Origin of the sequence: Pseudomonas sp. NY15354, from assembly GCF_048068075.1 — a bacterium.
Classification (GTDB): domain Bacteria; phylum Pseudomonadota; class Gammaproteobacteria; order Pseudomonadales; family Pseudomonadaceae; genus Aquipseudomonas; species Aquipseudomonas guariconensis_C.
Window position 1 is genome coordinate 18,126 of record NZ_JBLUPV010000035.1, and the last position, 15,001, is coordinate 33,126.

The following is a 15,001-nucleotide window of genomic DNA, read 5'->3' on the forward strand; positions in this document are numbered from 1 at the left end:
GCGGCAGTCTAAGGCGGCGGGCCGTATGGGGCAACACCATTGATCCGTGAATTTACCCGAAATGCAGCCAATTGCGCCCTGCGCCACGGCAACAGTTCGTCGGTTTTGCGCTGCATCGCGCAACAGCCAGGCGAGACCCTGCAACACGTAGTAGCCGGCTACCGACCGCGACCTCACGAAGGCGGCTTTGCTAATGGACCGTTCATATCCGGAGCCATCCATGAGCAATACGTCCCAACGCCCCGCAAGCCCAAGCCTCGAGTGCGAGGTAGCGATCCGCTTCAATGCCCGCCCTGGGCTGTTCGACATTGCCGACCAAGTGCTGGCCGAACAATGGCTGACACGCCGCCTACCGTCCAGCGCGGACCCTCGCGAGCTGTTTCTGGTCAGCCTCGGGCCGGACTCGGCGCCGCCCTTCATCCGTCCGCTGAGCCATGTGCTGGTCGAGCGCTTTTGCTTGCGCCGCACGCTGAACCTGACACCACACGAGCACTACGTCACCCCCGAACAGGAACATGACCCAGACAAGGCGCTGGCACTTGATCTGTACCCGCTGGCGCTCATGATCAATGAATGCGGCCCGTTCATGCTGGAGGCGTATCAACAGGCCCTGATCGCTTTCTGGGGCGACACCGATGACAAGGGACAGACACCCTGGCAGTGGTACAGCGACTACCTGCAGCAACAGTTCAGCCAGGCCGTGCAGGACAGCCAACGCGACGCGACGCTGTCTGCCGACGCGCTGAGCGCGGCGCAATGGGTGCAATCGCATCCGGCCCCCACCACGCAAGCCAGCCTCGACGCCTCTACTATCCAGGTCAACAACTTGCGCATGGACTTCGTGAACAACTGGCAACTGGATCCTTCGCTTTCCAGCGCCTTGTTGATCGAGCGCGCTGGCGAGCGCTCCGAGCCGCGCACGACACTGCTCTTTACGCCCACTGGCAAGCTGATGTCCTTTCCTTCACGCCAGGCGCTGCTGAGCCATGCCGCAAGGCCTCGGCCAGCATTGCCTGGGGTATCCGGGCCAGACGTGCATCTGGTGTCACCCACCTTGCCGTACTTCCAAAGCCAGGCACTCGGCGTGCTGTGTCAGCAGTTGCATGGATCGCAACTGAGCGCCTCGCCAGAGGACGATCTGGTCCGCGCGACCGATCTGTCGACCGACCTCGACCGCCTGACATCGATGTTCGGCCTGTGCAGCCCGGCAGAGGCCACCTTGCACGAACGTCTGGCGAGCCATTTGCCCGCATGGCTGAAGGAGGCTTCCCCGAAAAAACTGTTTCGTTACAGTACGCTGCTGACCCAGATTGCCCAGAGCTACCATGACGCCCAGTACACCTCCTGGCTCGATGGTGTAGCCGATGCTCAAAGCTTCGCCACGCAGAAGCTCCAGGCTCGTATCCTGAAGGACCACCCCGACGCCGACCTGGACCTCTCGACACTCAGGGTCGTCAACGCTCAAACCACCGTCGCCGCACTGCCCGTCCAGGAAAGCATCGCCACGGACATCACGCCACACACTGAAACGTTCACCCTGCCCCAATTGGCAATCAGCAACCTGGGACTGCTGCGTCCAGGGAAGGTCACGCTCCAATCTCTCGACGGCAAACCTGTGCCCGCGTGGTTCGATGAGCCCTATTTACGCAAACTGATCACGCAGGTGGATGTCGCCCAGCACTACCCAGCCATGTTGCGCGCCACGCTGCTGGATGACTCGTCGCAGCGGTCACGTCGCGAGTCGTTGCTAAGACGGCAATTGCACACGCAACTACCTGCCCTTGCCATGGCGCTGAACCTGCAGGGCAAACCGATAGATTTCGACGTTATCAAGGGTATCGGCGAGGTGTTCAGCGATGCCTCGCAACGCAGCACTTCGTGGCAACTGCGCCCGTTCGGCTTGCTCAGAAGCCTCGATGCCAGCCCCGACCATCCGCTCAACACCTGGTTGATCGAAACACAAACTGCCACCCCGCAGCCTTGCCTGCTGTATCGCCCGCTGCACAGCGAGCCGTTGCTGGCCTTCGACGACAGGCAGGCGTTGCTTGACGCGATCGCAGCCCCCGGCCCGTTGCAAGACGACCTGCTCGATCGCTTACCCGAAGAGGACCGCAAGGTCTATGCCCATGGCGGCTTCCTCGAACCCCACCTTTTTCACCCCCTGGAAGACGACTGGGCCGTCCCGTTCGGCACCCCAGCGCCAGTCACCCTGGCGCTGGAGCCACCACAGGCTGACCCTGCCCAGGCCATTTACCAAGGGTGCATCGAGGAAACCATCAGCCAGTTCCAAGCCCATGCCCAGACCAGCGCCCAGGCCCGTTGGGAGCGCTGGAAATCCCTCGGCTGGCTGCTCCTCAACACTGCATTGCCCTTTGTGGCCGAGCCCTTGGCCGCGCCGATCTGGGCGATCCAGCTGGAAAGCGCCTTCCTCGAACTGGTGGGCGAGCACCAGAACCAGAGCTCCGGCGAGCGCATCGCCGCCCTGGTGGAGTTTCTTTTCAACCTGGCATTGTTGTTACTCAACCATGCCTTCAAGCGCATCGAAGTACTGCGTAAAGCCGCCTCGCAGCGCTCCCAAGCCGACCCTGCCACAAACTTGCTGCCGGCCCTGCCCACACTGACCGTGTCGCCACGTGAGGAAGTCCTCGACTTCTCTTGGGCAAACCCTAAGCGCACGCTCGATCCCTCACAGCGAAAAACCCTGGACGCACTCTGCGCGGACACGACCCTCGCCCAGCTGGGCAAGCCGATCCCAAGCGGCCCCTTGGAGGGCCTGTATCTATACAGAGACCGAAGCTGGGCGGCCCTCGACGACAAGGTCTACCAAGTCGAATTCGACACCCACCAACAGTGCCCGCGGATCGTCGACAGCAAAGACGAACTCATCAAAGGCCCCTGGCTCCAACGGGATGTTGCCGGTCGCTGGCAGCTGGATATTGGGCTGCGCCTGCGTGCTGGCATGCCGCTTTATAGCCGGGTCGAGCAGTTGCGCATCGCCAACCAACAAGAGCTGGAAGCCCTGCAGACCCAGATCCAAGAGGATGTGACCTACCAGAAGACCCAACGCGAATACCTCGACAAGGTCGCGAAGCTAGCGCACCGCAAGGCGCCTGAAAGCATACTGCGCAACTACCTGGTAAAGCTTCAGGACTTCACGACGTTCTGGCAAGAGCACTTGAGACGCATCAACCAATTCAATGAGCTCAAGCCGCTGCGCGACTACAAGATCAAGCGCGCCTATGCGCTTTCTCAGCAGTTGCATTACGCAAAGAAGATCGATGAAACCCTGTCTTGGCTGCATGCGCCCATTCGGGAAAAGGTCGATGACATGATCAGGCTACAGCACAGGGGCTACGAACTGACCAAGGCCGACAAGCGCAGCCTGGGCCAACGCATCGACACCTTGCTACCGCTGCTGAACAAGCTGCTGGACAACAGCCAGAGCCTGGTCGATGGCATGGAACAACTTCAGCGCCTTGCCAGCCGTTCTCAACCTAAAATCATCGAGTACCTCGACGCGGCCTCGATCGATTGGGAGCTGGTCAGGTCGCCGCTAGCGTGGCGCTGGTCACGCATCGAGGCCAGCATCAATCACTTGTCGCTGCTCGAGGCGCTCGACGATGACAGCGAGTATTGGTTGCAGCACTGCGGCGAAAGCCTCGACCTGGCGTTTGCCCAGCGTCAGCAACTGCTGGCGCTCGATCAGCCCAATGACGATGTGGTCAGTCGGTTGGCCACCAGTATCGATCGCCACTTCAAGACAGCACGTCGTCAGTTGGGCAATCTTAAATCCCATCTGAACCTGGACACCGCCCAGCCGACGCTGACGCGCCTGCTGGAAGACATCGACGGTGCCGCCAAGGAATTGCAACCCACCCTCGACGAGTACGCGGCAATCCTACCTAGCAATACCGTCAACCAACTGCGCAAGCAAGTGCCAGGTTTGATCGAAACCCAGGAAGGCGATGTGCTGCTGGGCAATGTCCGTCCAGACGACGATACCGTCGTCGATGTCCCCATCGCGCCGCACAATGCCAGTTCACGCGCCTACAAACTGGAAAACGATCGTTGGGTGGCGCTTGCAGAGCAAGCACCTGCCAAACCCACGACCGTGCGTAAGCTCAAGCACCTGCTCAAGGATAGCCAAGCGCGTCTTCAGACCGCGCGCAAAGAACTGCAGCGCTTGGAAGGCGGTACCTTCAACCAGTACCTGCCCATCGAGATAGAAGAACTGCTGCACCACCAGCGCGGCCGCCTGCGTACCTTGCGCGAAGCGATCGAAAAGCACCTGACGGCCGACAACCAGACGGACGAGGTCAGTGGCAACCACGATGCAGCCGAAACGATCAAAGCACTCGAAGACCTGGACGCTCAACTGACCAGCAAGTCGATCGAACTGCGCACCAAGGCGGCACTGGCGCAAAAACCGCGAATGGCCGAGCTGCGTTTTCTCATCGATCAGGGTGTCGTGACAGTGCGCGTGGAGAGCCCGCGCAAGCTGCTCGCCCGAGTCAAGGGCAGGCCTGCGGATTACCTCGATGACTATGGGATCTACAAGGGCGAGTCCTTGCTGTGGGTCGCGCATTTTCACTACCGCACGCTCGAGGCCGGCAAGCAAGCCTTCGTCGCCGGCCACCTCAAGCCCGCAGCGCAGCGATACGCCCAAGGCGCCCAGGTCAGCCGACCGGACACAGGGCAGACCGAAGAGGTCTACCGCAGCCCAATTTCCCTGGCCGATGCGCAGCAGTATTTCTTCACCGGCTGAAACGACCGGGGCGCCTTGAGGCGCCCCGACTGTTCTTAACGATCCTTGAACTGCGCCTCGCGCTTGGCGATGAAGGCGGCCATGCCCTCCTTCTGGTCCTCGGTGGCGAAGGCTGCGTGGAACACCCGACGCTCGAAGCGTACCCCTTCGCTCAGGGTGACTTCAAAGGCGCGGTTGACGCTTTCCTTGACCATCATGCTCACCGGAATGGATTTGCTGGCGATGGTCGCGGCGACCTTCAGGGCCTCCTCGAGCAGCTCGGCCTGTGGCACCACGCGGGCCACCAGGCCGGCGCGTTCTGCCTCTTCGGCGCCCATCAGGCGCCCAGTCAGGCATAGCTCCATGGCCTTGGCCTTGCCCACCGCACGGGTCAGGCGTTGGGTGCCGCCCATGCCCGGCAGCACGCCCAGATTGATCTCCGGCTGACCGAACTTGGCATTGTCGGCGGCCAGGATGAAGTCACACATCATCGCCAGCTCGCAACCACCGCCCAAGGCAAAGCCGGACACCGCAGCGATGATCGGCTTGCGGCGGTTGGCGATGCGGTCGGCATCGCTGAACAGGTCTTCGACGTAGATCTGCGGGTACTTGAGTTCGGCCATTTCCTTGATGTCGGCGCCAGCGGCAAAGGCCTTGGCGGAGCCGGTCAGCACCACACAGCCAATGTTCGGGTCACGCTCGAGCTGGTCCAAGGCCTGGTTGATCTCGCCGACGATCTGCGCGTTCAGGGCATTGAGCGCCTGCGGCCGGTTGAGGGTAATCAGGCCGACCTTGCCGTGGATGTCCAACAGGATGGTTTCGAATGCCATGCAGACTGCTCCTTCAAAGATTGCGCGCAATGACCATGCGCTGAATGTCGCTGGTGCCTTCGTAGATCTGGCAGACCCGAACGTCGCGGTAGATCCGCTCCAGCGGGAAGTCGCTCAGATAGCCATATCCGCCGAGCGTCTGCAAGGCATCCGAACAGACCTTTTCTGCCATTTCCGAGGCGAAAAGCTTCGCCATGGACGCTTCCACCAACGCCGGACGGCCTGCGTCACGCAGCGCCGCGGCATGCAACACCATCTGCCGGGCCACGGCGATGCGCGTGGCCATGTCGGCCAGGCGGAACGCCACGGCCTGGTGCTCGATCAGCGGCTTGCCGAAGCTCTGGCGTTCGTTGGCATAGTCGCGAGCCACCTCGAACGCCGCCCGGGCCATGCCCACCGACTGGGAGGCGATGCCGATGCGCCCACCTTCGAGGTTGGCCAGGGCGATCTTGTAGCCCTCGCCCTCTTCGCCCAGGCGATTGGCCACCGGCACACGCACCTCGTCGAACACGATCTGGCAAGTATCGGACGCATGCTGGCCCAGCTTGTCTTCGACCCGCGCTACCTGGTAGCCCGGTGAGTCGGTGGGCACGATGAAGGCGCTGATGCCACGCTTGCCGGCCTCGGGGTCGGTCACGGCAAAGACGATCACCACCCCGGCGTTCTGCCCGGAGGTGATGAACTGCTTGCTGCCGCTGAGCACATAGTGATCGCCATCGCGGCGCGCCCGGGTCTTCAGGCTGCTGGCGTCGGAGCCGGCCTGAGGTTCGGTCAGGGCAAAGGCGCCGAGCATCTGGCCGCTGGCCAGGGGCGTGAGGAACTGCGTCTTCTGCTGCTCGTTGCCAAAGCGCAGGATCGGCACGCAACCCACCGAGTTGTGCACGCTCATGATGGTCGAGCAAGCACCATCGCCCGCGGCGATCTCCTCCAAGGCCATGGCGTAGGCCACGTAACCCGTATCGCTGCCGCCCCACTGCTCCGGCACCAGCATGCCGAACAGGCCCAAGTCTGCCATCTCGGCGATGGCCTCGCGGGGGAAGCGGTGCTCCTTGTCCCACTGTTCGGCAAACGGTTTCAGGCGCTCTTGTGCGAAAGCGCGAACGGCGTCGGCAATCTGTTGTTGCTCGTCAGTTACCAGCATGGTTCACCTCAGTACAGACACTCGACGGCCATGGCCGTGGCCTCGCCACCGCCGATGCAGATGGCCGCCACGCCGCGGCGCAGGTTGTTCTGGCGCAGGGCCGACAGCAGGGTCACCAGGATGCGCGCACCGGAGGCACCGATCGGATGGCCCAGGGCGCAAGCGCCGCCATGGATGTTGACCTTCTCGTGCGGCAGGTCCAGGTGCTTCATGGCCGCCAGGGTGACCACGGCGAAGGCCTCGTTGATCTCGAACAGGTCCACCTCGGCCAGGTTCCACCCGGTGCGCTTGATCAGTTTGTCGATGGCGCCGATGGGCGCGGTGGGGAACAGTGCCGGGGTATCGGCAAAGGCCGCGTGGCCATGGATCACCGCCAAGGGCTTGAGCCCTCGCTTTTCGGCCTCGGATCTGCGCATCAACACCAGCGCGGCGGCGCCGTCGGAGATGGAGCTGGAGTTGGCGGCCGTCACGGTACCGCCGTCACGGAAGGCCGGACGCAGCTGTGGGATCTTGTCCAGGCGCGCCTTGGGCGGCTGCTCGTCATCACTGATGGTGCGGGTCTGCTTGCCCTCGGTGACCTCGACCGGAACGATCTCGGCGGCAAAGCGACCGTTCTTGATCGCGTCTTGGGCGCGGGTCAGCGAGGTAATGGCGAACTGGTCCTGAGCCTCGCGGCTGAACCCATTGGCCTGGGCGCAATCCTCAGCGAAGGTGCCCATCAGGCGACCCTTGTCGTAGGCGTCTTCCAAACCGTCCATGAACATGTGGTCGATGATCTTGCCATGGCCCATGCGGTAACCACCGCGGGCTTTGTCCAGCAGGTAAGGTGCATTGGTCATGCTTTCCATGCCACCGGCCACCACCACGTCGGCGCTGCCGGCCAGCAGCAGGTCATGGGCCATGATCGCCGCCTGCATGCCCGAGCCGCACATCTTGTTCAGCGTGGTGCAAGTGGTGTGTTTGTTCAGCCCCGCGCCGAGCGCGGCCTGGCGGGCCGGCGCCTGGCCGAGGCCGGCCGGCAGGACGCAACCGAACAGCACCTGCTCGACGCTGTCGCCCTGGATGCCGGCGCGCTCGACCGCAGCACGGATGGCGGCCGCGCCCAGCTGCGGCGCGGTCAGGCTCTTGAGGTCGCCCTGCAGGCCGCCCATGGGCGTGCGCACGGCGCTGACGATGACGATCGGGTCGTTGGCGAGTGTCATGTACGGATCTCCTTACTTGGCAGCCATGCGCAAGGCACCGTCGAGGCGGATCACCTCGCCGTTGAGCATGCTGTTCTCGATGATATGGCGGGCCAGCGCTGCGTACTCCTGCGGGCGCCCCAGGCGCGGCGGGAACGGCACGCCAGCGGCCAAGGAGTCGCGAAGCTCCTGGGTCATGCCGGCCATCATAGGCGTCTCGAAGATGCCGGGGGCGATGGTCATCACGCGGATGCCGAAGCGCGCCAGCTCACGGGCCACCGGCAAGGTCAGGCTGGCGATCGCGCCCTTGGAGGCAGCATAGGCGGCCTGGCCGATCTGGCCGTCGTAGGCGGCGATCGACGCGGTGTTGATGATCACCCCGCGCTCGCCACCGTCGTCCGCCGCTCCTTCGGCCATGGCTGCCGCCGCCAGGCGCAGCAGGTTGAAGCTGCCGATCAAGTTGACGTTGATCACCTTGGCGAAGCTGGCCAGGCCATGTGGACCTTGTTTACCCAGGACTTTCTCGGCGCCGACGATACCGGCGCAGTTGACCAGCCCGTGCAGGCTGCCGAAGGCGCTGACCGCGGCATCGACTGCTGCCTGGGCCGCCTGCTCGTCGCTGATGTCGGCGACCGCGAAGCGCGCCTGCTCGCCCAGTTCACGGGCCTTGGCCTCGACTGCGCCTGCATTGAGGTCGACCAGCATGACCTTGGCGCCGGCGTCGACCAGCATCTGCGCGGTGACGGCACCGAGCCCGGAGGCCGCGCCACTGACGATGAAATGCTTGTTGGCTATCTGCATGATGTGCTTCCTTCAGGCGCTGGCGTGAGAAGCCTGCGCGGCTTGTTGTAGGGCGATTTCCTGATTACGCAGGATGAAGCGTTGCAGCTTGCCGCTCGGGGTCTTGGGCAGCTCGCTGACGAATTCGATTTCCCTGGGGTAGGCATGGGCGTATAGACGCTGACGCACATGCTGGCGCAGGGTTTCTTCCAGTTCGGCGCTGCCTTCGAACCCCTTGGCCAGCACCACGAATGCCTTGATCAGTTCGGTACGCTCCGGGTCGGGCTTGCCGATCACCGCCGCTTCGATCACTGCCGGGTGTTCGATCAGCGCGCTTTCTACGTCGAACGGCCCGACCCGGTAACCGGAGGTAGTGATCACATCGTCGCTGCGTCCGACAAAACTGATGCTGCCATCGGCATTGAGCTCGACCGTGTCACCGCTCAGGTAGTACTTGCCGATGAACGCCTTGGTCGGCAACCCGTGGTAGCCACCAAACCAGCATAGCGGCGACTGCTCACGGTCGACGGCGAGGATGCCCGGTTGTCCGGCCGGCAGCTCGTTGCCCTGTTCATCCAGCACCACGATGCGGTGACCGGGGATGGCGAATCCGGCCGAGCCCAGATGGACCGGGTGTTCCAGTGCATGGTGATTGCACAGCACCATGCCCAGCTCGGTCTGGCCGTAATGGTCGTGGATGATCACGTTCAACTCCTCGGCAAACCAGCGGATCACCTCGGGGTTGAGCGGCTCGCCGGCACTGCTGACCACCCGCAGGCGGCCCTTGATCGGCGCCGAGAATTCATGGCCGGCGGCGATCAACAGGCGGTAAGCCGTAGGCGATCCAGCCAGGTTGCTGATGCTGTGCTTGTCGATCATCCGCGCACAGCTCTCGACACTGAACGGGCCGTCATAGAACGTGGTGGCATGGCCCAGGGCCAGCGGACCGGTGACGGCGTAATACAGGCCATAGGCCCAGCCCGGGTCGGCCAGGTTCCAGAAGTTGTCTTCCGGGCGCAGGTCAATGGCATCGCGCATGTAGCCCTGAAAAGCGACGATGGCCCGCAGCGGCACTTCCAGCGGCTTGGCCGGGCCTGTGGTGCCGGAGGTGAACATCAGCAGGAAGGGGTCGTTCCCGCTACGCAGTACAGGCTCGCATTCGCTGGCGGCGGCATTCAATTCGGTATGAAAATCCAGCTCACCGGCCACCGCACCCACCGTGATGATCGTCGGGCAATCCGCGACATCGTTGAGCTTGGGCCGGTTGTTGCGCTCGGTGACCACCACACGGGCGCGGGACTGCTCCAGGCGATGCTCGATCGCCTTGGGGCCAAAGGCGGTGAACAGCGGCTGATAGACCGCGCCCAGGCGCCAAGTGGCAAGAATGGTCACCAACAGCTCGGGGGTGCGAGGCATCAGACCCGCAACCCGGTCACCGGCACCGACGCCTTGAGCCTTGAGGACATTGGCAAAGCGTTTGGCCAGGGCCTGGAGCTGATCGAAGCTGTAGACCGCTCCATTGCCGTCGCGATCCTCCCAGATCAACGCAGGCCGGTCGCTGCCCACATGGCGGTCGCAGCATTCGACACAGGCGTTCATGGCCTGCAGGTTGCCCCGCAGCGCGTCCTGTGTGGCCTGGGTGTAATCGAACGAACGGGCGGCTTCGGCGTAGTCACGCATCGTCAGACTCCTAGATTATTGTTGTTGGAGTGGACCCTTTGTCTGACGATGTTCGCGCCGGCCACCCAGCCCGGCAATGGCCAAAGCTGTCAATCTCGATGACCGGTTTGGCCGTTGCGCCCTCAGGCCTGATCGAGGGCCTGCGACTCGAGGATTTCAAGGGTCAACTGCTCGACCCTCTGCTGCACCGCCGCCTCCCGCGCGCTCTGCAAACGCCCCCATCGCTCGGTGTATTCCTGGCTGGACAGTCCAGCACGCGCTTCGTCCAGTTCAGTGCCCTGCGTTTCGAAGGACGCCTTCAGGCTGGTAAAAACCGCCGGATGACGGGCTTGCACGTAGTCACGCCAGAAGCGCCGCCCACCCAGGCTCTCGACCAGTGCCTCGTTGGTTTCCGCGGCCTGGACAGCGCGTAAGGCCTCCAGCAACTGCGCTTCGCTGACGTTGGCCAGGTTCAAGAAGCGCATTGAGCGCGGTTGGAAAGGCAATTCCAGCGTCTGGGCCAGGCGCACCCGATAGAACAGGCTGATCTCGATGGCATCGACGGTCCGGCCGGCAGCCAGTCGCTGGGCGATGTCCTGGGAGGCGACTCGTTCCACTTGGTCCAGCCGGAACAGCTGACGGCCCAGCTTCAGCAGTTCCCCGCCCGCCTCCACACTACCGGTGCGATTTTCCACCTCGACCACCTGCCGGTGGACCAGCAGGTCACTGAACTGACGGGCAACGCTGTCACTGCAACTGCGCGGCTGATTGGCCCAAACATACAGACGGTCGCGCAAGGTCTGGTTGTTCGCCAGAAAGCCGATGAGGTCCCAGACCTGCTCGGCCAGGTCAGTTGGCGCGCTTTGGTAGTCCGATGTGCGCCGCAGTTCGCCCAGCAGTTCGAACAGGCCGCTGCTGTCGGGGTCGGTGCCAAGGCTGTCCCATTGCGCCTGACGGGTCGCACGCAGGTCGGCGCCACCATCTTGCAGCCAGCGGTCACGGGTAGTCGTCGCCACCGACACCTCGGTGTCCAGTGGATCGTGGGGCAAATGGTTGATGTCCAGGGCGACCAGGCGCGCCAGCTCCCAGGCCGGCAGCGGATTGCCATCGACGATGAATGCCGTCCGGTGCGCAAGAGGCATCTGCAGGGTTTCAGTCGGAACGCTGACAATCTGGTTGTCACGCAAGTCCACGTAGGTGAGCCGCCCGCACAACTCCAACCCCGACGGCCAGGCCGTCAAGCTGCAACGGCGCAGGCGTAGCAGATCCAGCTCGGACAGATGGTTCCAGTGCATCTGTGGCGCACCCAGCGGGTTGAAACTCAGGTCCAGCTCATGGAGCTCAGGCAGCGCCGTGAGGATAGCGATACCGGCAGGATCGAGCCGGATGGCATTGCGCGCCAGTTGCAGGCTGCGCAGATCCGACAGATAGCCTATGCCGTCGGGCAGACGACGCAGACGGTTGTCCGCCAGGTTCAGTCGTCGCACGGAGCCGAAACAGCGCAGGAACGGGGTGGACACCTGCTCAAGGTCCATGCCCGACAGCGTCAACTCCGTCACATGCGAGAACTCGACCTCCGTGGGTATCTCAGGCAATGCCTGCAACGCAAAACCGCTCAAGTCCAGGCGCATGCCTTGGGGCTGTCCATCTTCACCGGTCACCGCCTCCCCTTGCAGGCGCCAGCATTGGCGCAACCGTCGGCTTAGGTGCTGGCGCAGCGTGCGCCTGGACGCGCTCCCTTCGGCCGATACCCATCGGTTGAGTGCCTCGTCGAGCTGGCCATATTGGTTTTCCTGCACCAGCAACACCTCGAACGGCGAACCCGGCGCGCTGAGCAATTGCGCAAGAAACGTTTCTACGCGCTCGTCATCGAACTGCGGATACAGGTTGCGAATACGTAAGCGCAGGGTGTCCTGCGCGCGCTGGCCTGCCGCACCGCGGCCACTGAGCGGATACCCGAGCCGGCCATCTGCAAGACGCTGTGGCGGATTGAACGACGCGGCAGGCTCCGGCCAACTGAGCAACTGCAGCAGTGCCTTGCGCGTGGTCGGCAAGCGCTGCTGGACCAGCAGGCGCAAGGCCTGCGGCGTATCCTCGGTTGCCAGGCCCAACCGGGTGGCCTGCTTGGGCGTCAGCACGGCGGTGACCGCCTCGAAGATCCCGCTCGGCTCGGCCACATCCCTTTCCAGCTCGCGCCCGTGGTAGTCGTAGAGACGGAACCGGCCGTCCTTGCGCACCAGCAACGTCCGAGCCTCGTCACGCCTGGCGGTAGGCGCGATCACTGCCAGACGGGGGCCGGTGTCCGAACCCTCACGCAGCTCCAGGTTCACGTCCTGCGGCCAGTTAGGCAGGCGCGAAAGCACAGCCAACACCAGCTCGCCGCACAGATCACTGTCGGTATGGGTCAGATAGACCCCTTCCAGGGCTCGTGCCAGTCGAGCTTGCTGGTTCAGCTCACGTGCCTTGCGTGCCAGTGCGAGCGGCACACGGGCCTCGGCCAGCGCCACGCTACGCTGCACCGCAGACACACCGCCGATCGCCTCTTGGGCATAGGCCTGCGGCAATCTGGGAAAGTCCCGCTGCAGCAAGGTGCGCAACGCATCGTCGGCCAGTGTCTCCTGGCTCAGGTGCTCGAGCAGTTGCTCGCGTAGCAGCGCCTGGTCCTCCAGCAGCTGTTCACGTCGAGCCGCCGGGCTCAGCGCCTGCAGTTCAGGCCGGGCGTCGCACCACGCCTGGATCTGCGCCTCGCCCTCGGTGCCAGCCTCCAGGTGATCGAAGAACGCCTCGATTCGCCCATGGGCCTCGAAGCGCCGCAAGGTGCTGCGCAGCTGCACCGGCACAGGACGATTGTCCACCAACAGCGCTCGCAGTTCGGTCTGGTCCATCCCGGCGATGCGCAGAATCTGCTCGGCATGTTCGGCATCCAGACGCTCGGGCATCGGCCACAAGGTGTCGAGCATGCGCGCGCTGTCGCTCCACTCCAGCGGGTTGTCCTGGCGCAGGCGCCAGCATCGCTCGCCATTGGTCTCGACGATCGGGCCGAACGCGTCCTGGCGTTCAGGATGACGCAACCGCCAAGGGCCGTCCGACACCGGCCGATGCACCTCGTAGTAGCGTTGCCCGCTGCGTAGCCAACGCCGCTCGCCCGTGCCACACAGGCCGTCAGGCGCTGGCAGGGGATCGTCCGGCGTGCATTCATAGACACCCAGGTCGTTGTTCCAGAGGCGCATCTTGCCGCCATCGACTGTCACCGGCTCCAACGCATCGACGAAGGCGCTGCGTTCGAAGCCACTGGCCACCGCCTGGGCACCGGCTGCCACCACACCGGCCACCGCCAGGTTCTGCGCCACACCCAGCATGTGCTCGAGCGCCTCGTGCTGGTGGCCGCGCTGCCAATCCACCGCGCCTTCGAACACGTGAGCCAATGTCTGCACGACGAACTGCCCCAGCAGCGCAGCGCCGACTGCGGGCACGAACAACCCGGCCAGGTTGACCAGGCCAAGCCCCGCCTCCTTCCAGGCCTGCAGCCTGGCCTTGCTGGCCTGATGGTCCACATCGGCGGTCGGCACCAACAGCAGGCGGGCATCGGCTTTCAAGCGCTCGACTTGGCGCTGCACAAGGCCATCGAACACATCGCCTGTCACTGGCTCGCCTTCGATCTGCAGATCGGGCTCGGCATCGGCCAGGCGCAGGTTGAGCAGTGCCAGCCATGCTGGCCGTTGGCCGAGCTCGACCCGTTGGCTGAACGATCGTTGATCGTCAGGCTGCTTGAGCGCCTCGGCCAACGCCTGATTCAGGGCCTTGCGGGATGGGAAATGACGCAGCCCCTTCTCCAGGTCACCGCCCAGGTAGAGCACCTGCCCTACATCCTCGCCCTGGCTGTTGCGCAGTTGCACCAGCAACCCATCCACCAGCGGCTGCCCGAGCACCGTCAGCAAACCGGGGTAAGCGAGCGTCTTCTCGCCCTGCTCGCTGCCGGCATCCACCATCTGCTCCAAGGCCGCCTGGGTGGTGCTGTCCAGCTTGCCTTGCAGGGCGGCGACAGCGGCTGCCAGCTTCAAGCCCGCGCGCTTTTCGGCAGCCAAGGCCTTGCAGGTGGCTGGGTCGAATACCTTTTTCAGCAACGTCTGGTAGCCCGCACCGACGTCGAGCGTGCGGCATTGCCGGACCAGTTCGGGCAGGTCGGGGGTGAGCACGGTGTCTTTGCCTTCGGCCACCAAACCACTGCCGTCGAAGAACCGCGCACCTTCGGTGAAGTTCTGCATCAGCCTCAGCAAACCGGGATGGCGACGCTCATCGGGCTTGTAGTCCAGCCAACCGGTGCTCAACGGAACCTGCAGGCTGGGCAGGATCTCGCGCCATTGCAGCGTGTCGGGGGCCGGCGTGGCGGGCAGCAGTGGGCGCAGTTTTTCCTTCGCATACGCCTGGAGCCCGACCAGCGTCTCGGTCGCCTTGCTCACCTTGGCCTGGCTGGCTTTCAGGGCCTTGTAGTGCGTCCGTAGCGCACTGATCTGGGCAGATGAGCCTTGCTCCAGCCACCCCGGCAGCCGCTTGATGATGAAGTCATCGGTGGCGGTGGCCAGTTTTGCTTGTTGTGCCGCGTCCAAGGACGGTTTGTCGCGCTGTGTCATGGTTAGCCCTTCGTGTTGAAAGGCGCCACATTGGC

The 15,001-nt window shown here is 63.8% G+C and carries 7 protein-coding genes; 1 reads left to right on the top strand and 6 read right to left on the bottom strand.

All coding sequences use genetic code 11. The features are described from left to right. Positions 1 to 220 precede the first annotated feature (220 nt). A complete protein-coding gene (locus ACNFCH_RS22960; RefSeq protein ID WP_416744009.1) occupies positions 221 to 4,765 on the top strand; it encodes a hypothetical protein in 4,545 nt (1,514 codons plus the stop codon). Positions 4,766 to 4,800: 35 nt separating this feature from the next. Here the strand turns inward: ACNFCH_RS22960 and ACNFCH_RS22965 are convergent, their stop codons facing one another. The 6 genes from ACNFCH_RS22965 to ACNFCH_RS22990 form a co-directional block, all read right to left on the bottom strand. Then, positions 4,801 to 5,574, bottom strand: a complete 774-nt coding sequence (locus tag ACNFCH_RS22965; protein ID WP_043213863.1) for an enoyl-CoA hydratase — start codon at positions 5,572 to 5,574, stop codon at positions 4,801 to 4,803. A gap of 13 nt (positions 5,575 to 5,587) precedes the next feature. Then, positions 5,588 to 6,715 (bottom strand): acyl-CoA dehydrogenase, encoded by a 1,128-nt coding sequence (locus ACNFCH_RS22970; RefSeq protein ID WP_337160214.1) that lies wholly within the window; start codon positions 6,713 to 6,715, stop codon positions 5,588 to 5,590. Between the two features lie 8 nt (positions 6,716 to 6,723). Further along, positions 6,724 to 7,917 (bottom strand): acetyl-CoA C-acyltransferase, encoded by a 1,194-nt coding sequence (locus tag ACNFCH_RS22975; protein WP_416744011.1) that lies wholly within the window; start codon positions 7,915 to 7,917, stop codon positions 6,724 to 6,726. 12 nt (positions 7,918 to 7,929) lie between these two features. Then, complete coding sequence (locus ACNFCH_RS22980; protein WP_416744013.1) at positions 7,930 to 8,697, bottom strand: SDR family NAD(P)-dependent oxidoreductase; 768 nt, start codon at positions 8,695 to 8,697, stop codon at positions 7,930 to 7,932. Positions 8,698 to 8,709: 12 nt separating this feature from the next. Further along, positions 8,710 to 10,356, bottom strand: a complete 1,647-nt coding sequence (locus ACNFCH_RS22985; protein ID WP_337160211.1) for an AMP-binding protein — start codon at positions 10,354 to 10,356, stop codon at positions 8,710 to 8,712. 122 nt (positions 10,357 to 10,478) lie between these two features. Beyond that, entirely contained in the window at positions 10,479 to 14,966 is a 4,488-nt protein-coding gene (locus ACNFCH_RS22990; RefSeq protein ID WP_337160210.1) for an NEL-type E3 ubiquitin ligase domain-containing protein, read from the bottom strand. Positions 14,967 to 15,001 lie beyond the last annotated feature (35 nt).